Annotated in this window: 22 protein-coding genes and 1 other RNA gene; 15 read left to right on the top strand and 8 right to left on the bottom strand. The window is 64.8% G+C overall.

All coding sequences use genetic code 11. The features are described 5' to 3' along the window. Positions 1-267 precede the first annotated feature (267 nt). From paoA to ACCQ06_RS15615, 8 genes are all read left to right on the top strand, one after another. Positions 268-909 carry an aldehyde dehydrogenase iron-sulfur subunit PaoA gene (gene paoA / locus ACCQ06_RS15650; protein ID WP_316687138.1) on the top strand — a complete coding sequence of 214 codons (642 nt, stop codon included), beginning with the start codon at positions 268-270 and terminating at the stop codon, positions 907-909. After that, the gene (locus ACCQ06_RS15645) at positions 906-1,856 is read left to right on the top strand and encodes an FAD binding domain-containing protein (RefSeq protein WP_316687136.1); all 951 of its coding nucleotides are present in this window, start codon (positions 906-908) and stop codon (positions 1,854-1,856) included. The genes paoA and ACCQ06_RS15645 overlap by 4 nt, the downstream gene beginning before the upstream one ends. 1 nt (position 1,857) lies before the next feature. Further along, positions 1,858-4,065: an aldehyde oxidoreductase molybdenum-binding subunit PaoC gene (paoC, locus tag ACCQ06_RS15640; RefSeq protein ID WP_316687134.1), complete on the top strand. Its 2,208-nt coding sequence runs from the start codon at positions 1,858-1,860 to the stop codon at positions 4,063-4,065. Continuing rightward, positions 4,062-5,075 carry an XdhC family protein gene (locus tag ACCQ06_RS15635; protein ID WP_316687132.1) on the top strand — a complete coding sequence of 338 codons (1,014 nt, stop codon included), beginning with the start codon at positions 4,062-4,064 and terminating at the stop codon, positions 5,073-5,075. The genes paoC and ACCQ06_RS15635 overlap by 4 nt, the downstream gene beginning before the upstream one ends. Positions 5,076-5,134: 59 nt before the next feature. Further along, positions 5,135-5,210, top strand: a non-coding RNA gene (locus ACCQ06_RS15630) — sX9 sRNA. 504 nt (positions 5,211-5,714) lie between these two features. After that, on the top strand, positions 5,715-6,323 hold the full coding sequence (locus ACCQ06_RS15625) for a nucleotidyltransferase family protein (RefSeq protein ID WP_316687130.1): 609 nt from the start codon (positions 5,715-5,717) through the stop codon (positions 6,321-6,323). A 523-nt stretch (positions 6,324-6,846) separates the two neighbouring features. Beyond that, positions 6,847-7,062, top strand: coding sequence for a hypothetical protein (locus ACCQ06_RS15620; RefSeq protein WP_104614574.1), 216 nt, complete (start codon positions 6,847-6,849; stop codon positions 7,060-7,062). A gap of 346 nt (positions 7,063-7,408) precedes the next feature. Continuing rightward, positions 7,409-8,659, top strand: a complete 1,251-nt coding sequence (locus tag ACCQ06_RS15615; protein ID WP_316687129.1) for a DUF819 family protein — start codon at positions 7,409-7,411, stop codon at positions 8,657-8,659. Positions 8,660-8,827: 168 nt separating this feature from the next. Here the strand turns inward: ACCQ06_RS15615 and ACCQ06_RS15610 are convergent, their stop codons facing one another. After that, positions 8,828-10,024, bottom strand: a complete 1,197-nt coding sequence (locus ACCQ06_RS15610; protein WP_104614576.1) for a Tle-like phospholipase domain-containing protein — start codon at positions 10,022-10,024, stop codon at positions 8,828-8,830. A 36-nt stretch (positions 10,025-10,060) separates the two neighbouring features. Continuing rightward, a complete protein-coding gene (locus tag ACCQ06_RS15605; protein WP_211287638.1) occupies positions 10,061-10,870 on the bottom strand; it encodes an ankyrin repeat domain-containing protein in 810 nt (269 codons plus the stop codon). A 190-nt stretch (positions 10,871-11,060) separates the two neighbouring features. Between ACCQ06_RS15605 and ACCQ06_RS15600 the strand changes: the two genes are divergently transcribed. Further along, positions 11,061-11,765, top strand: coding sequence for an HAD family hydrolase (locus ACCQ06_RS15600; RefSeq protein ID WP_316687123.1), 705 nt, complete (start codon positions 11,061-11,063; stop codon positions 11,763-11,765). A gap of 602 nt (positions 11,766-12,367) precedes the next feature. Here the strand turns inward: ACCQ06_RS15600 and ACCQ06_RS15595 are convergent. Continuing rightward, the gene (locus tag ACCQ06_RS15595; RefSeq protein ID WP_316687122.1) at positions 12,368-12,592 is read right to left on the bottom strand and encodes a YbdD/YjiX family protein; all 225 of its coding nucleotides are present in this window, start codon (positions 12,590-12,592) and stop codon (positions 12,368-12,370) included. Then, the gene (locus tag ACCQ06_RS15590) at positions 12,592-14,664 is read right to left on the bottom strand and encodes a carbon starvation CstA family protein (RefSeq protein ID WP_228323148.1); all 2,073 of its coding nucleotides are present in this window, start codon (positions 14,662-14,664) and stop codon (positions 12,592-12,594) included. The genes ACCQ06_RS15595 and ACCQ06_RS15590 overlap by 1 nt, the downstream gene beginning before the upstream one ends. Positions 14,665-14,896: 232 nt before the next feature. Between ACCQ06_RS15590 and ACCQ06_RS15585 the strand changes: the two genes are divergently transcribed. Both ACCQ06_RS15585 and ACCQ06_RS15580 read left to right on the top strand, forming a co-directional pair. Further along, positions 14,897-15,754, top strand: a complete 858-nt coding sequence (locus ACCQ06_RS15585) for a pirin family protein (protein ID WP_055849776.1) — start codon at positions 14,897-14,899, stop codon at positions 15,752-15,754. 33 nt (positions 15,755-15,787) lie between these two features. Next, positions 15,788-16,213 carry an OsmC family protein gene (locus ACCQ06_RS15580; RefSeq protein WP_055849778.1) on the top strand — a complete coding sequence of 142 codons (426 nt, stop codon included), beginning with the start codon at positions 15,788-15,790 and terminating at the stop codon, positions 16,211-16,213. A 143-nt stretch (positions 16,214-16,356) separates the two neighbouring features. Here the strand turns inward: ACCQ06_RS15580 and ACCQ06_RS15575 are convergent, their stop codons facing one another. From ACCQ06_RS15575 to nfi, 3 genes are all read right to left on the bottom strand, one after another. Continuing rightward, positions 16,357-16,818, bottom strand: a complete 462-nt coding sequence (locus tag ACCQ06_RS15575) for a hypothetical protein (RefSeq protein WP_104614579.1) — start codon at positions 16,816-16,818, stop codon at positions 16,357-16,359. A 248-nt stretch (positions 16,819-17,066) separates the two neighbouring features. Beyond that, positions 17,067-17,957, bottom strand: coding sequence for a pirin family protein (locus tag ACCQ06_RS15570; RefSeq protein ID WP_316687119.1), 891 nt, complete (start codon positions 17,955-17,957; stop codon positions 17,067-17,069). Between the two features lie 152 nt (positions 17,958-18,109). Next, complete coding sequence (gene nfi, locus ACCQ06_RS15565) at positions 18,110-18,817, bottom strand: deoxyribonuclease V (protein WP_316687118.1); 708 nt, start codon at positions 18,815-18,817, stop codon at positions 18,110-18,112. Between the two features lie 103 nt (positions 18,818-18,920). Here nfi and gpmA point away from each other — a divergent pair, with 103 nt between their 5' ends. From gpmA to ACCQ06_RS15545, 4 genes are all read left to right on the top strand, one after another. Beyond that, positions 18,921-19,670, top strand: coding sequence for a 2,3-diphosphoglycerate-dependent phosphoglycerate mutase (gene gpmA, locus ACCQ06_RS15560; protein WP_316687116.1), 750 nt, complete (start codon positions 18,921-18,923; stop codon positions 19,668-19,670). Between the two features lie 137 nt (positions 19,671-19,807). Continuing rightward, complete coding sequence (locus ACCQ06_RS15555) at positions 19,808-20,125, top strand: hypothetical protein (RefSeq protein ID WP_104614582.1); 318 nt, start codon at positions 19,808-19,810, stop codon at positions 20,123-20,125. Positions 20,126-20,394: 269 nt separating this feature from the next. Continuing rightward, complete coding sequence (locus ACCQ06_RS15550) at positions 20,395-22,497, top strand: M13 family metallopeptidase (RefSeq protein WP_316687113.1); 2,103 nt, start codon at positions 20,395-20,397, stop codon at positions 22,495-22,497. Between the two features lie 304 nt (positions 22,498-22,801). Next, positions 22,802-24,364, top strand: coding sequence for a phospholipase D family protein (locus tag ACCQ06_RS15545; RefSeq protein ID WP_316692619.1), 1,563 nt, complete (start codon positions 22,802-22,804; stop codon positions 24,362-24,364). Positions 24,365-24,548: 184 nt separating this feature from the next. Here ACCQ06_RS15545 and ACCQ06_RS15540 read toward each other — a convergent pair whose 3' ends face one another. Beyond that, positions 24,549-24,869, bottom strand: a complete 321-nt coding sequence (locus tag ACCQ06_RS15540; protein ID WP_228323143.1) for a hypothetical protein — start codon at positions 24,867-24,869, stop codon at positions 24,549-24,551. Positions 24,870-25,127 lie beyond the last annotated feature (258 nt).

Raw genomic sequence — 25,127 nt, 5'->3', positions numbered from 1 at the left:
TTTGCGCGTCGCAGTCGGCATGTGAGCGCGCCCGCAGTCGGCGCATAGTCCGCCGTATCGCAATGGCGCTCTCCAATGACGCCGCACAGTAATGAGCATGTTTCATAGACGCATGCCACCTCCAACGCCAATGCATGCGCAGGCGACAACTAGAATCGGGTGACCACCGATTGCCTCGTGCTCACCGCCGCACTCACGCGCTTGTGACTGCCGGCCCTGCACATTGATAAAAAACTGTATTAGCCAGCATTGTTGGAGATGCCAGCCATGAGAGACATCAAGATGACCCGTCGCGAAGTACTGATCGCTGGCACGGCGTCGGCAGCGAGCGTTGCCGCAACCCAATCTATGGCGGCCACTGCCGTGATGCAACGGCAGGCGGTGGAGCCGGCCAATGCGTCCAGCCAGGTCGCGTTCGAGGTCAACGGCAAGCCGGTGACGCTGACACTGGATAATCGCACCACCTTGCTCGACGCGTTGCGCGAGCACTTGCAGTTGACCGGCACCAAAAAGGGCTGCGATCACGGCCAATGCGGCGCGTGTACGGTCATCGTCGACGGGCAGCGCATGAATTCCTGCCTGTCGCTGGCAGTGATGCATCAGGGCGCAAAGGTCACCACCATCGAAGGCCTGGGTACACCGGAAAAACTGCATCCGATGCAGGCGGCCTTCGTCAAACACGATGGCTATCAGTGCGGCTATTGCACGCCGGGGCAGATCTGTTCGGCAGTGGCCGTGCTGGATGAAGTCAAACGCGGCATTCCCAGCCATGTGACCGAGGATCTGACGGCAAAGACCCGACTCACCACGCCGGAACTGCAGGAGCGCATGAGCGGCAACATCTGCCGCTGCGGTGCGTATTCCAACATCGTCGAAGCGATCAACGAAGTTGCCGGAGAACGCGCATGAAGGCTTTCAGCTACGAGCGCGCCACCTCGCCAGCGGATGCCGCGGCCAAAGCCGCGCGTCAGCCGGGTGCCAAGTTCATTGCCGGCGGCACCAATCTGCTGGATCTGATGAAGTTGCAGATCGAAACGCCGTCGCATCTGATCGACGTCAACGGATTGAGTCTGGACACCATCGACGCAACGCCGGACGGCGGCTTGCGAATCGGCGCGCTGGTGCGCAATACCGATCTTGCGGCCGATGCGCGTGTTCGTCGCGATTACGCGGTGCTGTCGCGCGCACTGCTGGCGGGTGCGTCCGGTCAGCTGCGCAATCGCGCGACTACGGCGGGCAATCTGCTGCAGCGCACGCGTTGCCCGTATTTTTACGACACCAATCAGCCGTGCAACAAGCGCTTGCCTGGCAGTGGCTGTGCGGCGATTGGCGGCTTCAACCGTCAGCTAGCCGTCATCGGCACCAGCGAAGCCTGCATCGCCACCCATCCCAGCGACATGGCGATCGCCATGCGCGTGCTGGACGCCACGGTGGAAACCGTGCGGCCGGATGGACAGACGCGCGCTGTGCCACTGGCCGACTTTTATCGTGCGCCCGGGACCACGCCGCATCTGGAAACCGTGCTGGAGCGTGGCGAGCTGATCACCGCCGTCACCTTGCCCAAGCCGCTTGGCGGAACGCATGTCTATCGCAAGGTGCGCGACCGTGCGTCTTACGCGTTTGCGTTGGTCTCGGTTGCGGCTGTCGTGCAGCGCGACGGCACCGCGCGCATCGGCGTCGGTGGCGTGGCGCACAAGCCGTGGCGCAGCGAAGCTGCCGAAGCGCAATCGCGCCAGAGCGCACGCGCCATCGCTTCTGTGCTGCTGGACGGCGCACAGCCCACCGAACACAACGCATTCAAAGTGCCGCTGGTGGAACGCACCTTGACTGCGATCCTGGCCGACGCGAGGGCCTGATATGAAATTCGACACTCCTGCCGGTACCAATCCCATCGATCAAGGCAAGGTCGTCGGCAAGCCCGTCGATCGCATCGACGGGCCGCTCAAGACCACCGGCAAAGCGCCGTATGCCTACGAACATCACGATCTGCCAGGCCGCGCTGCCTACGGCCACGTCGTGGGGGCGGGGATCGCCAAGGGCACGATTCGCAGCATCGACCTGAGCGCCGCACGCAATGCGCCCGGCGTGCTCGGGATCGTTTCTGCGCAGAACGCCGGCAAACTGCACAAGGGCAAGCTCAATACCGCCAAGTTGCTGGGCGGCCCGGAGATCCAGCACTACCATCAGGCGATTGCGGTGGTGGTTGCCGAGACCTTCGAGCAGGCACGCGCGGCGGGTCAGTTGATCAAGGTCGATTACGGCCGCCAGGTCGGCGCATACGATCTGAAGAAAGCGCGCGATGGCGCCAAGGTCACCAAGGAGGGCGGTGCCCCCAACAGTGCCGTCGGCGACTTCAATGGTGCCTTCGCCGCAGCGCCGGTGCAGCTGGACGCCGAATACACCACGCCCGATCACTCGCACGCCATGATGGAACCGCACGCATCGACCGCGATGTGGGACGGCGACAAGCTCAGCGTGTGGACGTCCAACCAGATGATCAACTGGGGCGCGCGCGACCTTGCGGTGACGTTGGGCATCCCGCGCGAAAACGTGCGGATCATGTCGCCCTACGTCGGTGGCGGTTTTGGCAGCAAGCTGTTTCTGCGTGCCGATGCGGTGCTGGCCGCGCTGGCTGCGCGCGAAGTCAAACGGCCGGTCAAGGTCATGCTGCCGCGCCCGCTGATCGCCAACAACACCACCCATCGCCCGGCCACCGTGCAACGCATCCGCATCGGTGCGCAGCGCGATGGCAAGATCACCGCGATCGCACATGAGAGCTGGTCGGGCGATCTCGCTGGCGGCGCGCCGGAGATTGCTGCCTCGCAAACGCAATTGTTGTATGCCGGGGCCAATCGCCTGATCGCAACGCGTCTGGCGGTGATGGATCTGCCCGAGGGTAACGCCATGCGTGCGCCTGGCGAAGCACCTGGATTGATGGCGCTGGAAGTGGCGATGGACGAAATGGCCGAGAAGCTGGAGATGGACCCGGTCAAATTCCGCATCGTCAACGACACCCAGGTGGACCCGGAAAATCCGCAGCGGCCGTTTTCGCAACGGCAGCTGGTCAAGTGTCTGGAAGATGGGGCAAAGCAGTTTGGTTGGTCCAAGCGCAAGCCCACGCCTGCCAGTACCCGCGATGGACGTTGGCTGGTCGGCATGGGCGTGGCCGCTGCATTCCGCAATGCCATCGCCATGACCTCCGGTGCGCGCATGCGCCTGGAGCAGGGTGGCCGCGTGGTGGTGGAAACCGACATGACCGACATCGGGACCGGCTCCTACACCATCATTGCGCAGACCGCAGCCGAGATGCTCGGCGTGCCGCTGAACTGGGTCGACGTGCGGTTGGGCGATTCGAGCTTCCCCGCATCTGCCGGTTCCGGTGGACAGTGGGGCGCCAATAGTTCCACCGCCGGCGTATACGCGGCCGCAGTCAAACTGCGCGAAGCGATCGCCAGCCGGCTGGGGCTGGACCCGGCGCAGGCCGAGTTTGCCGACGGTCACGTGCGTGCCGGCGGCAAGCGCATCCCACTCGGCGATGCCGCAGCGAACGGTGCCTTGGTGGTGGAGGACAAGATCGAGTTCGGTGACCTGTCCAAGACCCATCAGCTGTCGACCTTCGGCGCGCACTTTGTCGAAGTCGGCGTGGATACCACCACGGGCGAGGTGCGCGTCCGCCGCATGCTCGCGGTGTGCGCGGCCGGACGCATTCTCAACCCCAAATCGGCACGCAGTCAGGTGATCGGCGGCATGACCATGGGCGCGGGCGCAGCGTTGATGGAAGAACTGGCGGTGGACAAGCGCTTCGGGTTCTTCGTCAATCACGATCTGGCCGGCTACGAAGTGCCGGTGCATGCGGACATTCCGCACCAGGAAGTGCTGTTTCTGGAAGAAAGCGACCCGATGTCCTCGCCGATGAAAGCCAAGGGCGTGGGCGAGTTGGGCATTTGCGGCGTTGCTGCGGCGATTGCCAACGCGGTCTACAACGCCACCGGCGTGCGCGTGCGCGACTACCCGGTGACATTGGAAAAACTGCTGCCGCATCTGCCCGAGCAGCTGCGCGCGTGAGTGCAGTCGTCGCTCCGGCCACGCATGCAGCGCCGGCCGAGCCGGCATGGCCGGCATGGCCAGGCTATGCATTGCATGAGGATCTGCTGCCGGTGCTGACCGCCTGGCACCGCGCCGGCCAACGGGTTGCGATTGCGACATTGATCGACGTGCAGGGCTCCTCGCCGCGCCCTGTGGGCAGCGAAATGGCGATCGGGGCCGACGGCCGTGTTGCCGGTTACGTATCCGGCGGCTGCGTCGAGGCGGCGGTGGCGCATGAGGCCATGGCCGCGTTGCGCGATGGGCAGCCGCGGTGGCTGGACTATGGCGAAGGCAGCGAGGTGCTGGACATCCAGCTCAGCTGTGGCGGTCGCATCGGCGTGCTGGTCTGGCCGGTGCCGGATCTGGCCGAATATCTGGCGCGCTGGCGCAATGCGCGTCAGCACCGCCGCGCGTTTCATGTGGCGCTGGATCGCAGTACCGGAAGCGTGCGCTACCCATCTACCGTCCACGACGCACGTCCAGGCGAATTTGTGCGCGTCCATCGCCCGCCATTGCGACTGGTCCTGGTCGGCGCAGACCCGGCATTGCTAGTGCTTGTTGCGTTAGCCAATCAAATGGGCATCGAAACGAGCGTGCTCCGCCCACACGGCCCCAGCGAGCCACCGCCCGGTCTTGCGCCGGAACACTACGATCGTCGCGGTTTGCACGATGCGTTGCGCGATCTGCAGCTGGACGCTGGCACAGCCCTGTATAGCCTGGCGCACGACAGCGAGATCGATCTGCAGGTCGCCTGTCGCGGCCTGGCATCCGATGCGGCATGCATCGGCATCCTGGGCAGCCGGAACAAGCGCGACACCCGTCTGCAGGCATTGCGCGCGCTGGGGCACGACGATGTCGCGCTTGCGCGTCTGCGCTTGCCTGCAGGTTGGCGGATGGGTCGCTCATCGCCGCACACCATCGCCCTGGGCATCATCGCCGAAGCCTCGCAGGCTGTGGCGGATCTGCAGATCGGTGCGGCTACGGCTTAGAGCAGCTAACAAAACTACTGTGCAGCCACTAGCGGGCGCCGCCGGTGCTCGGAATCGGTATGTAGCACTTGTACGCTCCGGTTTCTTCGCGCCGTCCACACTCACCTGCCGACGGCTCGCTATGTTTTTTTAGCCGCTCTTAGGCCGTTGTGTGTCTGCTGTCTGGTTTGTTGCGTCGCGCTGTGTGCGTCTTTGGTTTTCGCCAGCAGTTGTGCTTCGTGCAAGCGATGCTTCTGGAAAGAGCCATGCGCGGGCGCGCGATTCATACGAATTTGCACTACGCATAGCGCGTCGGTCATCTCGACAAGGTCGATGCGATCTCGCTGATGCATCTATCGCGCGTTACTACCTGCTCTGCATGAAGGCATGGAGCGTCCGCTGCACGCAGTCGCTGCGTCGCGTAGTCACTCCGCACGCACAGCGCGGCCTCTACGCTGAGGCGGTCTCCATTACGCACGACGTCGCCATGTCTCCTGATCTCTTCTCTGATGACGCCGTGTTTTGCGACATGCCCCTTGTCGAATCGCCACGGATTGCTCGCTGTCTGCGCGCAGTGATTAGCGATATACGCAGGTTGCATCCGGCCTGTAGTCACGGCGGTACCTGCGGCAGGTGTCACGCGCTGACCAGGCCCTGCGGATGAGCAGCGACCATGCGGCATTGGTGTTGGCAGCAGGCGCGGGGAGCCGGCTCGGGCGCTCCAAACAATTGCTGATGCGCGACGGCGAGCCATTGCTGCGGCGTGCCGCACGCATCGCATTGCAGACCGCACCACGTCGCTGCGTCGTCGTACTCGGCGCCGATGCCGACAGGCTGGCCGATGTGCTGCACGGGCTGGACGTGGAAGTGCTGCGGCACGCCGACTGGTCTGCCGGGATGGGCTCCAGCCTGTCCGCGCTGCGCCGGCATGTGCAGGACGATGCGACGTTGCGACGTAGCCTGATTCTGGGGTGCGACCAACCGGCACTGGAGGTGCCGCACTTGCGTGCCTTGCTGGACGAAGCCGACCGTGCCACCTCGCGGTGTGCCACCAGTGGCTACGCTGGCGTGCGCGGCATTCCCGCAGTGGTGACGCACACCGCCTGGGCGGACGTCGCGCTGCAGGGCGATAGCGGTCTGCGCGCGCTGTTCGCCAGTCTTGATGTGCAGACGCTGGGCTGCGTCAGCGCACCGGCGCTGGCGCTGGACGTGGACACGCCCGCCGATCTGGCGGCAGCGCAGCAACGCGGGTGGGTAGACCTGGATTGAGACGCAATGACGGGTATCGGCCAGCGATCTCCTACAGCCTGTCAGGCAAATCGCCGACGCCGATCAGGACCAGAGCACCAAGGCTTCCCTGACCACCAGAACGTAGCCCACCACCATCGCAGTCTTGACCGGAAACTGGAACTTTCTGAGCAGATACATGCCAACCCTCCCCAAGGTCTCGTGCGAGCGCGCCCTGATCCCCTGCGAGCCGTCTGCGCTCTGGCGGCGGCTGCTTGTGAAAATTTCTTCACTCCTTGTACCGGAATGTAGCGCCCGGCGTGAACTGTGTCACGTAAGAATTTTCCTACTCGGATGCCAGTGTCCGCCCGACAGCATCGCCATGCATAAAAAAGCATGCTCGCTATGCCAAACGCGGGGCCATCGGCCACTCTCCCGCGGCCCCTTGAGTAAGGGCATGTTGGCTCCCCGACGCGGCATGGCTTGCTTCAATTCTTCGCGTGATGCGCCTGTTCGGCGCACTCGCACCTGTGTTTGACCGCTGTACTCACCGGCCGGAGGCCACATGGACCAATCCCGCTATGTCGTACGCATTCATCCCGAGCAAGGCGGCTGGTGGGTGACCCGTCCGGAATGGTCGCCGCTGCGCTACCTGCGCGAGCAGGGCGCGCTGGAAAATGCCGAACTCATGGCCAAACTGCACTGCCTGATCACTGGCCAGCCCAGCGGTGTGGTGCTGGATACCGCCGACGGCGAACGCGTGGTGCGGCGCTACGGCTGAGGGTTGGGTTTATGCCCGGCGTCGATCGCGATGCCAGGGCAGCCTGATCGGTGTGGATGAAGCGAAGCGATTGCAACGTTGTGTTGGCTTTTAATTGTTGATTTTTCGCGGCGTGAATCCGCTGGCTGTAACAGCTGCGCGCTCGATTGAACGCGCAATGTAACCAGATCCGTCACGCCTGGCGATGCAGCGCGCTAGCGCTCAGGCCTGCCGCAGAGGCCATGGCTGCCACACTCGCAATTGTCAGCAGGGTTTGCGCCACAGACGCGGTCGGCTAGATTCGTTGTTATCGGCCGCTCTTGGTTCGATCCGCGTTGGCGGCCCTCTGTCCGGATGACCGCCTGCGGTGAATGCGCCTGCGTCTGCACTGATTCAAAACGATATCGTCGTCTTCGGCCTGATCGCCGCCACGCTTGGTGCGGTGTTCTGGACCTCATCGCGCGAGCAAGGCCCGTGGCGGCGTTTCTATGCCGTGGTGCCGGCCCTGTTGCTGTGCTACCTGCTGCCCGGCATCTACAACACCGTCGGGTTGATCGACGGTGCCAACACGCGCTTGTACAACCCGATCGCCCGCGACGTGCTGTTGCCGGCCGCATTGATCCTGCTCACCCTGAGCATCGATCTGCGCGCGATCCTTGGGCTGGGGCCCAAACTGGTCGCCATGTATCTGGGCGCATCGGCGAGCATCATGCTGGGCGCGGTGGTCGCCTTCTGGGTCATGCGATGGCTGCACCCGGCCACCGTTGCGGGCGACACCTGGGCGGGCATGGCGGCATTGGCCGGCAGCTGGATCGGCGGCGGCGCCAACATGCTGGCAATGCGCGAAGTGTTCAATGTCGATGCGACCACGTTCGGGCAGTTTGCCGTGGTCGATGTCGGCGTCGGCTACGTGTGGATGGCGGCGCTGATCTTCCTGGCCGGACGCGCGCGCAAGATCGATGCGCGCAGCGGTGCAGACACCCGTGCGCTGGACGCCTTGCAGGAGCGCATGGCGCGCTTCCAGGCCGAACATGCGCGCATCCCCAGCCTGGCCGATCTGATGGTGATCGTGGCAGTGGCATTCGGCGGCGTCGGCCTGGCCCACGCGCTGGCTAACCCATTGGCGGCCTGGTGCAAGGCGCACCTGAGTTGGGCCGGCCAGTTCAGTCTGGATGCGCCGTTCGTGTGGGTGGTGGTGCTGGCGACCAGCCTGGGATTGCTGTTGAGCTTTAGCCGTGCACGGACCCTGGAAGGCGCAGGCGCGTCCAAGATCGGCTCGTTGCTGCTGTATTTCCTGATCGCCTGCATCGGCATGCAGATGGACCTGCTGGCGCTGCTGGACCGGCCGTGGCTATTCCTGCTCGGGCTGATCTGGATCGCCGTGCACATCGCCTTGCTGTGGGCGCTGGGGCGCTGGTTGCGGGTGCCGTTCTTCTATTTCGCGATCGGCTCGCAGTCCAACATCGGCGGCCCGGCGTCCGCGCCGGTCGTCGCTGCGGCGTTCCACCCGGCGTTGGCCCCGGTGGGCGTGTTGCTGGGCACGATGGGCTACGCCACCGGCACCTATCTGGCGTATCTGGTCGGCATCATCTTGCGGGCGATGGCCGGGGCTGGCTAGTGCCGCGTTGTACCGTGGTGGCCGACGTCATGGAGCTGCTGTTTGGAACAGCTCCACGGCCTCTCCGGTCGGTTTACTGCAACAACGAGATTGTCACTTGCGCGACCCTCCCGCACCGCACGCGTCCACCTGACGAAGACGGCGTGTGGGCACGGGTTGCCGCGTGCGTTATTGCTGGATCACGCGGCGCTGCTCTTCCTGCTGCTGGGCAGGCTGATGCGCGTGCTGCTGGTTCTGCTGCTGCAGCTGACTGACATTGCCTTGCGCCGGCTCATTGGCAGCGGACGCGGTCTGCACATGGCTGCGCAGATGCGCCGGGTCGTCCATGCGGCCTTGCACCGCAATCAGGCTGTCGCCATCGCGGTTAGGGACCAAGTGATCGATCCGCTGCAGGCCGTCGTTGCCTGCACGCGCGGCCACGCTGGCGGCGGTATTGATAAACGCCGTGTCATCGTGCAACCCCAGCCGCTCGCGTTGGCCGTCCAGCTGCATTACCGCGTCGTTGAACAACCGGCTGCCCGGCTGTAGCGCCGCGCCGCGTGCCTGATCGGGCGATTGCATGTCCTGTGCCTTGATCACCGAGTCCATCCCGTGCAGGTCCAGACGATGCTTCAGCATCATGCCGGGCACCAGGCGTTGCCCGAACGACAGCGGGTCCGGCTCTGGCAATTCGATCTGATGGCCGGCCGCGTTGGGCATCGTCCACTTCAGCGGAATGCTGTCTTCCTGCAGGTGGGTGAGGATTTCGTTCTTGACGTGGTAGCCGCGAATCAGCTCCTCGCTGGCGTACTGCTTGGCTGCCGACGCGTCCAGGCCCTGGCGTTCGAGGGTGCGGTCGTTGACGCCGGCGGCGTTGTACGTCACTGCGGGAATGTCGTTGATCATCGCCGACGCCGACGCCAGACCACCGCCCAACGAGTGACCGGAGATCACCACCTGGTCGCCGAACGCCTGCTTGGCCTGGCTGCCGAGCTGGATGGCCGATGCATATTGCGCATCGTCGAAGCCCAGGCCCTGGCCGATATTGTGCTTCCAGTCCTTGCCTTCGTCGGTGCCGCAAAAACCGAGCACCACCTGGCCTTGATCGTTGCGATAAAACGCGGCATCGAAGCCGCTTTTGGCGTCGTGCAGCAGTGCCGGATCGATACCGGCCTGCTGCAGCGCGCTGTCGTCCATGCGCGACCAGCCGTTGGACAGCGGCGCAAAGGTTTCGGCGCCGCCTTCGCGGCGTTGATTGGCAGTGGCGTAGAGATCTTGCAGCAGCTCCGGAAACTGCCGGTCCTGTGGTTGCGGTTGTTGTCCGCGCATCGACTCTGCGAACGGAGTGGATGCAGCAGTGGATGAAGTGGATTCTGACGGGGGCATGCGCGGCTCCTTGCGTGCGTCGTATGGAAAGCGCGCTTAGCGGCTGCTTTCCACGGGAATGGTGTGGGCGCTCAACCACGCGCGCACATCCGATCTGACCTGTTGTCCGGTGGCGTTGAGCAGCCGATCCGGCGTGGTGAAGAAATACGCCTGGAAGGTTTTCTGCTGCGCATTGCGCACCGTGGGGTCCACGCCGGCCTCGAGCAATTGCAGCACTGCAGGACTGGCGGCGCCGCTCTGCGCGGCCAGATGCAGCAGGCTGTTGCCGGTCTGGTCGACCCGCTGAACGTCGGCGCCTGCATCGAGCAACAGGCCGATCTGCGCATCGCGCTTGCTCTGTACGGCGCGAAACAGCGGCGTCCAGCCGGCACGCGTGCTGATCACATCGATCGGCGCCTTGTGCTGCAGCAGAATCTTCAGGTACTCCGGGTCCTGCGCCATGGCGGCCATGTGCACGACCGTTTCCTGGTCCATGCCCGGCAACGATGGGTCCGCGCCTGCGTCGAGCAGGGCGTCCAATGCGCGTGGTTGTTCGTTCCAGATTGCCCATTCCAGCAAGGTCACGTTCTGATCGCCATGTGCGGCCAGATCGACGGTGGGGGCGAGTGTTTTGATCCGTGCAACGTCGCCGTGCGCGATGGCGTTGGCGATGTCGGTCAGACCGGGGTCGCGGAAAGCGACGGTGTGGTCCTGCAGCGTAGCTGACATGGTGGTTTGCTCCTTGGCACCGGGCGATGCGGTGCATGAGACCGCGAAAAACGAGGTCGCAAGAACGAGCAGGGTGGGGAATCGCGTCTGCATCGAAATCTCCTTCTCCTGATCGCATTCCTGGTGGCGCTGCGGCAAGTCCGGCCGTAGCGAGGCCGATCCTACCAGCTGTAAAAATCGCAAGCGGTAAGATTTCGTGACATGGCGCGGAGGCCCGACGTCTGGTCGGGTCTGCTTTGATGACGGGCTTTTTTGAGGAGCGTACGCGCGTTTCCATCACCTGCGCGGGTAATGCGCCACAGCCGACGGTCACGACACGGCCGGCATAATGGCGCTTTGCGAGCAGATGGGTGCAATGGCGTACGAGCTACTGATCAGTGACTGCGATGGGGTTCTTGTCGACAGCGAAATACTGGCCGACCGGGTGATGCGCGAGGCGCTGGCGGCGTTTGTGCCGGCCGAACCGGTGGAACATCTACTGGAAACCACCTTTGGGCAGACCACGCGCGAGGTGTTGCGGCGGGTGGAAGAGCACTTTGCGCTGCAGTTGCCCGAGGCCTTGCTGGCGCAGATCCAGGCACGCAGCGAGGCCTTGATCAGCGCCGAGGTGCAGCCGATTCCCGGCGTGCGCGAGGCGCTGGAGCAGATTCCGCTGCCGCTGGCAGTGGCCTCCAACAGCCGCCGCCACAACGTGATCGCATCGGTGGAGCGGGCCGGACTCACGGCGCGTGCGGCAGGGCGAGTCTTCAGTGCCGACATGGTGGAGCGGCCCAAGCCGGCGCCGGATGTGTATTTGCTGGCCGCCCGCACGGCCGGTGTGGCGCCGGAGCGGTGCCTGGTGATCGAAGACAGCCCCACCGGTGCGACCGCTGCGCTGGCGGCAGGCATGCAGGTGCTGGGTTTTACCGGTGCCAGCCATATTCCGCAGGGGCACGGCGACACCTTGCGTCGGATCGGCGTGCGCGAGGTGTTCGACGATATGCGCGATTTGCCCGCGTTGTTCGAGCGGCTCGCGCAAACGCGCGCTGGTTGAGGATGTCGGGTCGCAGCATCGTTTGGCTGCGGTCACATGCTTGGATCGAAAGCCTAGTTGGTCGAGCGTGCGATGCCCTCACCGCTTGCGAGACACGCCGTGAACCCGTCCCTGGGGGCTCGGTGGCGGCATCCATGCCGCCACACGGTCCCGCAATCGGTGAGGACACCGCACCAGAGAGTTGGTCGGTCGCTAGGTGAAAAGCGGGCCATCTGGCTAGTTGCATTGGCTTGCTGCTGCGGGGTCGTAACGACATGAGCGTTAGCGAATTAGAAGTACCGCATGCATTGATTGCATCTTGCACACCGACAATCTCGACCGGTCCTTGCCCGCTCACCGTCGCGGGACCTTACGCGGCATGGATGCCGCGTAAGAGCTTACAAGGACGTACTTGCAGCGTGTCCCGCGATGGTGAGCGGGCAAGGGGCCTTGCAGCCAAGCCGCATATCAGCCGCTTTACCTTGCTGCCTGTCCCGCGACGGTGGGCGGGCAGGGACCCTGCAGCCAAGCCGTAGATGCGCCGATCGAAAACTCAAGCCATCAACGCAACAGGGCGCGATTCGCATCGCGCCCTGTTGCATTTGCATCGGTCGATCCACCGGTCAGCAGCAGCGAAACCCGCTCTTGCCGCCGTAGCGTGCGTCCTGCCGCTCGCGGAAGAACGCGGAGTAATCCATCACCGGTTTGTCGGGGTGTTTTTCCAGCATGTGCCGCACGTAGTTGTCGTAGTCGGGAATGCCGCAGCACAGGCGCGCGGTTTGGATGAGCCGCCGCCAAATGCGGCGATGCACCTGATATTGGCTGGCAAGAACGAGTTGGGTGCCCATTACAGATCCGCCATCTGATGTGGCTGCAAGGCCACGTAAGGGGTTTCGCGGTCGCTGCGCTGCGGGTTGCGGCGCGCAATCACGATCGTCTTGACCGCATAGATCAGGACCGAGCCGACCACGAACAGAAACAGCACGGTCAGCCCGGTGTTGACGTAGGCATTGGTGACGATCTGCTGCATCTGCGGCACGGTCTTGGCCGGTGCGGTGATGGTGTTGCTGGCGATGGCGGCCTGGTACTTGTGCGCCTGCGCCAGGAAGCCCTGCGCCGGGTTGCTGTCGAAGATCTTGATCAGCCCGGCGTAGGTCGTGCACAGCAACAGCCACAGCGCCGGCACGATGGTGACCCACGCATAGCGGTCGCGCTTCATCTTGAACAGCACCACGGTGCCGAGCATCAACGCGATACCCGCCAGCATCTGGTTGGAGATTCCGAACAACGGCCACAGCGTCTGGATGCCGCCGAACGGATCGATCACGCCGGTGTAGAGCAGATAGCCCCACAGCGCCACGCAGCCAGCGGTGGCGATGATGTTGGCGGTCCACGATTCGGTTTTCTTCAGCGCCGGGATGAAGTTGCCCAGCAGGTCCTGCAGCATGAAGCGGCCCGCACGCGTGCCCGCATCCACCGCGGTCAGGATGAACAGGGCTTCGAACAGGATGGCGAAGTGGTACCAGAACGCCATGGTGTCCTCGCCCGGCAATAGCTGGTGCAGGATCTGCGCGATGCCCACCGCCAACGTGGGTGCGCCGCCGGCGCGGGCCAGGATGCTGTGCTCGCCGATGTCCCTGGCGGTGGCTTCCAGCACGTCCGGGGTGATCGCAAAGCCCCATTCGGAGACCTTGGCCGCAACCGCAATGGTGTCGGTACCGACCAGCGAAGCGGGGCTGTTCATGGCGAAGTAGATACCGGGCTCGATGATCGAGGCCGCCACCAGCGCCATCACTGCCACGAACGATTCCATCAGCATGCCGCCGTAGCCGATGTAGCGCATGTGGCCTTCGTTAGCGAGCAGCTTGGGCGTGGTGCCGGAGGCGATCAACGCATGGAAGCCGGAGACCGCACCGCAGGCGATGGTGATGAACAGGAACGGGAAGATGCCGCCTTTCCAGACCGGGCCGTCGCCGGTGGAGGCGAACTGGGTCAGGGCCGGCATCTTGAGATCGGGCATGACCACCAGGATGCCGATGGCCAGCGCCAGAATCGTGCCGATCTTGAGGAAGGTGGACAGGTAATCGCGCGGTGCCAGCAGCAGCCATACCGGCAGCACCGAGGCGACGAAACCGTAGCCGATCAGCATCCAGGTGATCTGCTTGGCGGTAAAGGTGAAGGCCGGCCCCCAGGTCGGGTCGGCGGCGACCTTGCCGCCCAGCCAGATTGCGCCCAGCAACAGGATCAGCCCGACCACCGAAATCTCGCCGATCTTGCCGACGCGGATGTAGCGCATGTACACGCCCATCATGATCGCGATGGGCATGGTGGCGATCACCGTGAACATGCCCCACGGGCTCTCGGCCAACGCCTTGACCACCACCATCGCCAGCACCGCCAGGATGATGATCATGATCAGGAAGGCGCCGAACAGCGCGATGGTGCCGGGCACCTGGCCCATCTCTTCGCGCACCAGATCGCCCAGCGAGCGGCCGTTGCGGCGCGAGGACAGGAACAGCACCACAAAGTCCTGCACCGCGCCGGCAAACACCACGCCGACTACCAGCCACAGCAGGCCGGGCAGGTAGCCCATCTGCGCGGCGAGCACCGGGCCGACCAACGGCCCGGCGCCGGCAATGGCGGCAAAGTGGTGGCCGAACAGCACGTGCTTGTTGGTGGGCACGTAGTCCAGACCGTCGTTGTTGGACACCGCCGGCGTGGCGCGGGTGGGGTCGAGCTGCATCACCTTGTCGGCGATGAACAGGCTGTAGAACCGGTAGGCGATCAGATAGATCGACACCGCCGCCACCACGATCCATAGCGCATTGATGTGCTCGCCACGCCGCAGCGCCACGGTACCCAGACAGAACGCAGCCAGCAGCGCGAGTGCGCCCCAGGCCAGCTTCGAGAACCCTTTCATGCATGCCCCTCAGGAACGATTCGCTCAAGGGTCCCCCCGTGCCCGGCTGCGGTCAATGGCAGCGTTTCGCGGCAGGGTAAAACTTTGGTCGTAGAGTGTTCGGGCAGATGGTGCGCTAGCGCCCGCCGCACGGGGCCGACGTTTGGAACGATCGGTTGCAACGGCCGTGGTTGGGCGCTGCAGCATGCGCACCCATCATTGGCGCACCGACACACTGCACAGGGACAACGCAATGAGCACCACCACCACGACCGCGGCGCATGTGCTGCGCACCATCCGCGGCATGCCGACCTCCGACGGCGCCGGCGTCAAGCTGACCCGCGTCATCGGCACCCAGCAGCTGCCGGATCTGGACCCGTTTCTGATGCTCGACGAGTTCGGCACCGAAAAGGCCGAGGACTACATCGGCGGTTTTCCGAGCCACCCGCATCGCGGCTTCGAGACGGTGACCTACATGCTCGACGGGCGCATGCGCCACAAGGACAACCACGGCAACGAAGGCCTGCTGACACCGGGCAGCGTGCAGTGGATGACCGCCGGCCGCGGGCTGATCCATTCGGAAATGCCGGAGCAGGAATCCGGGCGCATGCGCGGCTTTCAGCTATGGGTGAACCTGCCTGCGCGCGACAAGATGACCGAGCCCAAGTACCAGGAATACGCGCCCGACCATATCCCGGTGGCGCAGCCTGCGCCCGGCGTGACGGTCAAGGTGATTGCCGGCGCCGTGGGCGAGGTGATCGGCCCGATCGTGCAACCTGCGACCAGCCCGGTGTATCTGGATATCGCCCTGGCACCGGATACGGCGTGGGATTACCTGCTGCCCGGCGGACACAACGCGTTTGCGTATGCGTTTGAAGGCGACGTTGCAGTGGGCGAAGGCGATGCTTCGCGCACGCTGCCTGCGCAGGAACTGGCAGTGCTGGGCGGTGGCGAGCGGTTGACGCTGCGCGCTGGTGGGCAGGGCGCGCAGCTGATTCTGGTGGCCGGCCGCCCGCTCAACGAACCGGTGATGCGGCATGGCCCGTTCGTGATGAACACCAAGCAGGAATTGATGCAGGCGTTCGTCGATTTCCAGGAAGGGCGGTTCTAACCGTGTCCACGTCATACAGCGCAGGAGAGTGTCATGAGTGACCGCCCCGTCCATGTCAGTACCGAAGCGGTGCCGTACACCGTCACCATTCACGACGGGCAGCACCGCTGGGTGGGCGACACCCAGCCGGCAAACGGCGGCACCGATGCCGGGCCGGATCCGGAGTCGCAAGTGCTCGGGGCGTTGGGCGCGTGCACCGCCATCACGGTGTCGATGGTGGCGGCACGCAAACAGTGGCCGTTGACGGCGGTGCACGTGCATCTGCATTACACCCAACGTGGTGCAGCAGGCACCGACATCAGCCGTGAGATCGTGCTCGAAGGCGCACTGGATGACGCGCAACGCGCGCGCTTGATGGAAGTGGCCGATAAATGCCCGATCCATCGGCTCTTGACTGGCGAGGTGCGTATTTCCAGTCGCTTGCAGGCGGCGGAAGCTGCCGGCAACCCCGCGGCCTGAGTGTGTCGAGCGTCACCGCATCTCGTCTGGATGCGGTGACTCGCGGCCATTAGTCAGGCCATCAGCACGGCAGGCGCTAAACTGCCGCGCAGCTACTGCGCGATGCACGCGCGGCATCACGCCACGCAGCGACCCGCGTTGCCTCAGCGCTGCAACGCAAGACTGGCCGGCTGCAGGTCCATCGCCTGCACCAGCGATTGCATCGAGGCGAGTTCTTCGCTGCTGGCGCCGTCGATCCAGAGTTGTGCGTAGCGCTTCTTGCCCAGCTCCACCACGGTGACGCGGCGCGATTCCATGCCCGGCATCTCACGGCCGCCCAGATCGAGCTTGTACCAGTAGAAGTCTTCCTGCTGGAGCTGGCCTTTTTCGGCACGGCGGTCGCGGGCCAGGGTCATGGCCGGGTCGCGGGTGGTGAGCATCACGCCCACCACCTGGCGGCCGTCGGCGGTGACCGCCTTGCAGACCAGATAGTCGGCACCGGCCAGCTCGTTCCATTGCAGTCCCGATGCGGGCGGCAAGGGCGGGCAGACCGGCGAGGTCTGGGCGTGGGCGGTTGCGGCGGCCAGCAGCAATGACAGGCCGAACAGGCAGGATGCGGACTTCATTCAAGTGTTCCCCGGCGATGGATGACAATGCAGGGCGACGTCGTCTTTCGTGCCGCTGCACCGTCCCAAGCTCCCCGCTCGAGCGTGCCGTCCACGCGACGTGCTCCGACTACGCGGTATCACTACCACAGATGTGTGGGCGTGCTCAAGATGGGTCGCATCGATGCCTGGCATCGCTTGTGTGACGCGGCACTCCCGTTGCGAGACCTGGTGCGGTTGTGTTCGCCATGCCGAATTCGCGCATGGTTTCAGGGGTAATTGACCGGATGGGGTGCCGGCGCTTCCGGCAGCGGGATGCATTCCTTGTCGTCGCCGGGAATGCTGCCGAAGCGCCCGGCCTGCCAGTCTTCCTTGGCCTGTTCGATACGCTCCTTGGAGCTGGACACGAAGTTCCACCACAGATGACGCGGGCCATCCAGCGGCTCGCCGCCGAGCAGCATGGCCTTGAGGGGGGTCTTGGCGCGCAGGCGCCCGCGCGCGCCGGGCGAGGGCACGATCAGGTGGCGCGCCGGCACGTCGGCGCCATCCAGCTGCGCCTCGCCTTCCAGGATGTACAACGCGCGTTCGGCGTGGCCGGTGTCCAGATCGATTTCGGCATCCGGGGCCAGATCCAGCGCCACATTGAGGGTGCCGCTGAACACCTGCACCGGCGATTCTTCGCCATAGGCGCGGCCGGCGATCACCCGCAGCCACACGCCATCGCGGCGCTGCTGCGGCAGGCTGGCGGCGGCATGGTGGTGGAAGGCCGGCGCGGTTTCTTCGGCCGAGCGCGGCAGCGCGATCCAGGTCTGCATGCCATGCAGTGCATGTTCGCGTGCGCGCTCGGGGCCGGGCGTGCGTTCGGAATGGGCAATGCCGCGGCCGGCAGTCATCCAGTTGACGTCGCCGGGGCGGATTACCTGATCGGAGCCGAGCGTGTCGCGGTGGCCGATCTCGCCCGCCCACAGGAAGGTCACGGTGGCCAGGCCGATATGCGGATGCGGGCGCACGTCGATGCCATGGTCCGGCTCCAGCACCGCCGGGCCCATATGATCGACGAACACGAACGGGCCCACGCTGCGCGCCTGCAAGGTGGGCACCGCGCGACGCACTTGCAGCCCGCCGATGTCGTGGACGCGTGGAGCGATCAGAGTGGTCATGGCGGTGGCTCGTGACGAATGGGAGCCAAAGCTTCGCATGCACGCCACGCCGTCGCAGCGCCGTCGATCAAAATGGAATGTTCTGCGTGCGCCGCGGCGATAGTGCGGCGGTGCCGAGGTCGACCGCATGGCGCTGGCGCGCTGGATCGGTGTTACAGCAGGCTCGCCTGTACAGGCAGATCGATCTCGCCACGCCGCGACGCCAGCCGATCGGCCAGACGCGTGGGTTCGGGCAGGCGATAGCCACGCAGCGTGCGCAGGGTCCAGTCGAGCGCGCCTTGCATCGAGACGCGATGCCCGGGCGAGACGATCAGCGGATTGCAGCGCGGCTTGCTGCGCAATGCCCAGCCGATCTGCATGCCGCCGAGCAGGATGCGGCTATGCGCGCCGCGCTCCGGGCCGGGGTCGACAAAGTTGCCGACCAGCCGTTGCTTGGCCACGCCGATGCTCGGCAAGCCCGTGACCACGCCGAAGTGCGCAGCAATGCCCAACTTGCGCGGATGCGCGATGCCCTGACCATCGACGAACACCAGATCCGGCGTGCGCGACAGCAGTGCCAGCGCCTGCAGTAATGCCGGCAATTCGCGGAAGCTGAGCAGGCCCGGCACATACGGCATCGAGGTGGGCGCGCGCGCCACATGCGTTTCCAACGGAAGCAGGGTCTGCGCATCCAGCAGCACGGCGGCGGCACGCGTGGTCTGCCCGTCGTCTTCGAAGCCGACATCGAAGCCGGCCAGCCACTGCGGCGTTGCGACGACTTCGTCCTGCAACACCACGCGCTGTGCCAGTTGCTGCTGCAACTGTCGCGCCTGTGCGGCGCTGCCGTCCCAATCGGCGAATACGGGAGCGATGTTCGACATGGCCGCAGCATCGCGCGCCGCACGTGGGCGGCTCGTGCACGCCAGCGATGCGCTGGCTGCCGCTACAATCCCAGGCTGATCGGCCCCCAATCGGAGAACCGTAGTGACCCGCAAACTCGTACTGCTGCGCCATGGCCAGAGCCAATGGAACCTGGACAACCGTTTCACCGGCTGGGTGGATGTGGACCTCACCGAGCAGGGCCGCCAGGAAGCTACCGCGGCCGGCAAGCTGATGAAGGACGAAGGGCTGCAGTTCGATGTCGCCCACACCTCGGTGCTCAAGCGCGCCATCCACACGTTGCAGGGCGCGTTGAAGGAGCTCGATCAGGACTGGCTGCCGGTGTCCAAGAGTTGGCGCCTCAACGAGCGCCATTACGGCGGCCTGCAGGGGCTGGACAAGGCCGAAACCGCGGCCAAGCACGGCGAAGAGCAGGTCAAGATCTGGCGCCGTTCGTATGACATCCCGCCGCCGGCAATGGACGTCAACGATCCGGGGCACCCGTGCCACGACCGTCGCTACGCCACGCTGGATCGCAATGCATTGCCGGGCACCGAGTCGCTGGCGACCACGCTGGTGCGCGTGTTGCCGTACTGGCACGACGCGATCGCGCCGCAGTTGAAGGCCGGGCAGACCGTACTGGTGACCGCGCACGGCAACTCGCTGCGCGCGCTGTACAAATACCTCAACGCTGTCTCCAACGAGCAGATCCTGGAGCTCAACATCCCCACCGGCATTCCGTTGCTGTTCGAGCTGGACGACGATCTGCAGGTGCGCAGCTTCCGTTACCTGGGCGACCCGGAAGCGGCCAAGCGCGCTGCCGAAGCAGTGGCCAATCAGGGCAAGGCGAAGTAGGCCTGTTCCTAATGTCGCGCATCCATGCGCGGCGTGGAGTGTCCACAGCGCGGCGAGCGCGCTGCGGCGATTCGACTCGGTACGCCGGGTGCTGCGTGGTTCAGCGCCCGGCGTGCCATGCATGCAGGGACGACAGGATGTCCGCCAGACGACGACACCAAAAAATGAGCTCCACCTACTGCCGCGCCTATCTGGTCACGGTGGGGATAGTGCTGGCAGGCGCCAGCGCTGCATTCGGGACGTTGGCCGCTGGCAGCGTCTCCAGCGAGGCCTTGCTGGTGGCGCTGCTGATCTGTGTGATTGGTGTGGCGGTGCTGGCATTCGGGTTGTTCGGGCCATCGTCGCAGATGGAGGCATGGGCCAATGCCGCGTCCGGGCACGAGGTTGCGCTGGTGCTCATGCTGCTGGCGTATCCGGTGTACCTGTTGATGGCGCCGTTCTACGCGCGGCGTTGACGGCATGCGATGGCGCTCGATGCTTGAAGCAGCGTGTTGCGGCGTTGGTGACGGACGCGCACGCAGTGTGTGGTTGCAATGACTTTCGATCAGGCGCGGCAGCGGACGTTAGGGCGTTGCGGTGCCGCTGCAGTGAGCTGGTGCGGCCGGTTAGGGAGTGACTGACGATGATGCGAGCGCCGTTTGATGCGCCGCGCTTCGCCAGCGATTCCTGGCGGGCTGTCGACTTTTTTCGACCGCGCATGCGCGGTCATGCCTTGGAGAATTGAATGAAGTTGAGCAAGTTCGCACCGCTGTCGCTTGCGGTGGCCATTGCGGTCACGCTGTCGGCCTGTGGTGCCTCCGAGGACACCGCCAAGGCAGCGCCGGAGACCAACCGGGCTGCGCCGGCGCGTGTGGATGTCTCCAAACTGGACGCGCCGATCGTGGCGTTCGGCAGCAACGATCTGGATTCGTCCATCAATGCGTGCCAGGACCTCAACGGCTTCGTCAACGCCAAGTGGCTCAAGGCGAACCCGGTGCCGTCCGATCGCAGCAGCTGGGGCAGCTTCGAAGTGCTTGCCGAGCGCTCGTTGACCATCCAGCACGCGCTGGTGGAGCAGTTGGCGCGCGGCAATCTGTCGGCCGGCTCGGTGGATGCCAAGATCGCCGACCTGTGGCGGACCGGATCGGACGAGGCGGCCATCGATAAGGCCGGCATTACGCCGTTGCAGCCGCAATTGAAGGCCATCGATGCGCTGACCGATGCGCCTGCCATCGCAGCGTGGCTGCGCGACAGCTACGCGCAGGGCCAGGGCTTCATGTTCTCGTTCGGTGCCAATGCCGACTACAAGAATTCCGAACAGATGATCGCCTATGCAGGGCAGGGCGGTCTGGGCCTGCCGGAGAAGGGCTATTACACCGATCCGGCGCAGGCCAAGATCCGCGAGCAGTACGTGGCCTACATCGCGCGCGTGCTGGAGCTGTCCGGCATTCCCGCCGCGCAGGCGGCCACGCAGGCCAAGGCGGTGATGGCATTCGAGACCCGGCTGGCTGCCGCCTCGCTGTCGCGTATCGAGTTGCGCGACCCGGCCAAGCGCTACAACCCGGTCGATGTCGCCGGTGCCAACGCAGTGACGCCGCACTTCGACTGGCAGGTGTTCTTCAAAGCGCTCAAGGTGCCGGCCGGCACCTTCTCGCTGAGCCAGCCGGGCTACTTCGCCGAGCTCGATGCGATGCTTGCCGACACGCCGGTGGAGACCTGGAAGGCGTACCTGCGTTTCCACAGCATCGACGAGGCGGCGCCGTATCTGGCCAAGCCGTTCGAGCAGGCCAACTTCGATTTCTATGCGAAGACGCTGCGTGGCCAGCAGGACATGCTGCCGCGCTGGAAGCGCACCTTGAATGCGGTCAACGACGCGATGGGCGAGGCGCTGGGCCAGCTGTATGTGCAGTCCGCATTTCCCGCCGAATCGAAGGAGCAGATGCAGCAGCTGGTGCAGAACCTGTCGGCCGCCTTGAAGGCACGGCTGGAAAAGCTCGACTGGATGAGCGCGGACACCAAGCAACGCGCGTTGGAAAAATGGGCCAGCTTCACGCCCAAGATCGGCTATCCGGATCAATGGCGCGACTGGTCGGGCCTGGAGACGCGTGGCGATGGATTCCTGGCAAATATGCAGGCCGCGCAGGCATTCAACTATCGCTACATGCTGGACAAGATCGGCAAGCCGGTCGACAAGCGCGAGTGGCATATGACCCCGCAGACGGTCAACGCGTACTACAACGCCACCCGCAACGAGATCGTGTTCCCCGCAGCGATCCTGCAGCCGCCGTTCTTCGATCCCAAGGCCGACCCGGCGCTCAATTACGGCGGTATCGGCGCGGTGATCGGCCACGAGATGATGCATGGCTACGACGACTCCGGCAGCCAGTTCGATGCCAAGGGCAACTTTGACACCTGGTGGACCGACGCGGACCGCAAGCTGTTTACCCAGCGCACCGATCAGTTGGTGGCGCAGTTCGATGGCTATGAAGCGATTCCCGGTGAGCACGTCAAAGGCAAGCTGACGCTTGGCGAAAACATCGGCGACCTGGGCGGCCTGACCGTCGCCTACGATGCCTTGCAGATGGCGCTGAAGGCGCAGCCGGAAGCCAACAAGGACGTCGATGGCCATACCCAGGATCAGCGCTTTTTCATGAACTGGGCAACGGTGTGGCGTCGCAACTTCACCGATGGCGAACTGCGTGTGCGCTTGAACACCGATCCGCATGCGCCGGCGAATTTCCGCGCCAATGGCGCGCCGTCGAACATGCCGGCGTTTGCGCAGGCGTTTCAGTGCAAGCCAGGCGATGCGATGGTGCGCGCGGAGAAGGATCGCGTGGCGATCTGGTAAACGCGGGTATTTTAACGAGTGCGCTCGCCGTTGTGGGCGCAATCGTTTCCTGATCGCGGCAGAGGTCAAGCGGCCGCTTGTTTGCCGTGCCGACATCAACCGTCAAGGTGGGCGGCCGAATACGTCGGTGGAATCGGTGCTTGCTCGTCGATGCAGAGGTGGCGTGCGAGCAATCGTAGCGATGGCCGCCAACGCAAAACCGCTTGTTTTGCAGGGTTGTTGAGCTCGCTTGCGTGGCAGCCTCTGCACACGCAGCTCGCTGCGCAGCATCTACACTGCCGCGCTGGCAATTCCGGGCCCGGCAGTGACCAAGCGTAACGTCTTCAAATGGACCGGCATCGGCATGCTGGTGTTTGTGCTGGGCAGCGCGCTGTCGTTGTACGGCTACGGCCGTTTTGCCGATCGCCAACGCGGCCCGGTGAGTCACGCGTTACCGGCGACTGCCGTGGCGACACCGATCGACCGGGTGGTTGCGCCATTGCAGCACGCGCATGCCGACCAGACGGGCATGGTGATCCTGTCCGACAATATCGATGCGTTTGCGGTGCGTGCGCTCACCGCGCGTGCGGCCGGTCGCAGCCTGGACCTGCAGTACTACATCTGGCATGCCGATTTCACCGGCAACCTGTTGCACAACGAGCTGCTGCGCGCGGCCGACCGCGGTGTGCGGGTGCGGTTGCTGCTGGACGACATGAATATCCACGGCAGCGATTCGGTATTGGCGGCGCTCGACAGCCACCCGATGATCGAGATCCGACTGTTCAATCCCACCCGCGCGCGCGAAGGCACGCTGATGCGCGGCGTAGAGATGGTGCTGCGTATGTTCAGCATCAACCGGCGCATGCACAACAAGGCCTGGATTGCCGATGGACGCATTGCGGTGGTGGGTGGGCGCAATGTGGGCGACGAATATTTCGATGCCGCGCGCGATACCAATTTCATGGACATGGACGCGGCCGTGATGGGGCCGACGGTGCAGCAGGCCGAACGCAACTTCGATGCGTACTGGAATAGCCCGAATGCCTTGCCGCTGGCCGCGCTGGTGGCCGCAACGCCTCAGGCGCTGGAAGCGCTGCGCGGCAGCCTGGATGCCGGCATGGCCTCGGCACGCGCGCATCCGTATGTGGAGCGCTTGCGCCGTTCGCCCAGCGTACAAGCCTTGATGCAGGGCGACCGCCCGGTGCATTGGCTCGCCCATGCGCGCATCGTGTCCGACCCGCCGCAAAAGGCCGACGGCGCCGAGCCGCAAGCGGACTGGATGACGCCGGTGTTGATCGGCGAGATGGCGCATGCGCAGCGCGAGTTGAAGGTGATCTCGCCGTACTTCGTGCCGGGCGATGAGGGCATGCGCTGGATCGGCGATCTGCGTGGGCACAAGGTGCGCGTGAACATCCTGACCAATTCGCTGGCGGCCAACGATGTGGTGGCCGTGCACAGCGGCTATGCCGATTACCGCGTACCGCTGCTGCAGCAGGGCGTGCGCCTGCATGAGCTCAAGCCGATGGGCAAGCCGGGCGGGAGTCTGTTCGGGTCCAGCGGTGCCAGCCTGCACACCAAGGCGTTTGTGGTGGACGACACGCGCGGTTTCATCGGCTCGTTCAATCTCGACCCGCGCTCGATGAATCTCAATACCGAGATGGGCTTGCTGTTCGAAGATCGCACCGTCACCGCCGAGCTCGAGCGCTTGTACAACCACAAGGTCAGTGCGCCGGTGAGTTACCGGGTCACCCTGGAACAGTGCGCGTTGCGCTGGCACGACGATGCCGCGCAGCCGCCGCGGATCTGGACGCACGAGCCGGAAGCCAGTGTCTGGCGCCGGAGTGCGGCGAAGGTGCTTGGGTGGCTGCCGTTGGATTCGCAGCTGTAAGACTTGCCGGCGCATGCGCAAGTAGCGCATGTCGAACGCTTACGGTGACGTGTTGCGGCTGACAACAACGACGGCGCTCATCGCCAGGCAGGCGCGTCCGCTGCTCGCTACGGCATGTACCACGCGTACATGCCGGTTGTGAGCGCACGTTGCAAACCCGGCTGACTACCTGGTGTTGCCGCTGTTAGTGCAGGCGGTGACGTAGAGCGTTGTATTCCACGCTCGCCTGCGCATCGCCAGCGGCGCGATGCGAGTCGGGCGGCGCGAGCAAAGCTGCACGCGCCTGTGCCCAGTCGGGGCGAAGCTCTGCTTGTGGGCAATGCATGGCCGGCAGCTGTTGGAGCTGTGGCTGGTCGCAGTGTGCGTCCTCGGTGCCATCGGCAGCGGGTGCTACCAATCCAGCACAGCCGATATTGGCGCCTGCTTCGATCACGGGGTCGACAATGACCGAGTCCACACTGACCGGATCGATAAACAGACCGTCGTTGAGATCGCGCGTCGTCATGGTGCACCTCCGGTCCCGGGGCGGGGATACCACCGCCTCGGGTGACCCGCGCAATGCTGGGTCTTCAATCAGGTTAGCGGCAGCGACGGCGAATCTTTAGGTTGCCTTGCACGCCGATACAGCGGCGGTGCGGCCTGTGGTTGGAAGACATGGCCTGTGTGGCGGACACCGGGATGCCGCGTTTGCCGCAGTCTCCGTGCGCTGTGAGGTGGTGCCTGCGCACGTTCGTCTGCCACATCGATGGCGGTGCCGGTGCGC

The sequence above is a fragment of the Xanthomonas sp. NCPPB 4467 genome (assembly GCF_041475665.2).
GTDB lineage: Bacteria > Pseudomonadota > Gammaproteobacteria > Xanthomonadales > Xanthomonadaceae > Xanthomonas > Xanthomonas dyei.
The sequence above is the reverse complement of the archived record's forward strand: the minus strand, read 5'-3'. Positions and strand labels throughout refer to the sequence as shown.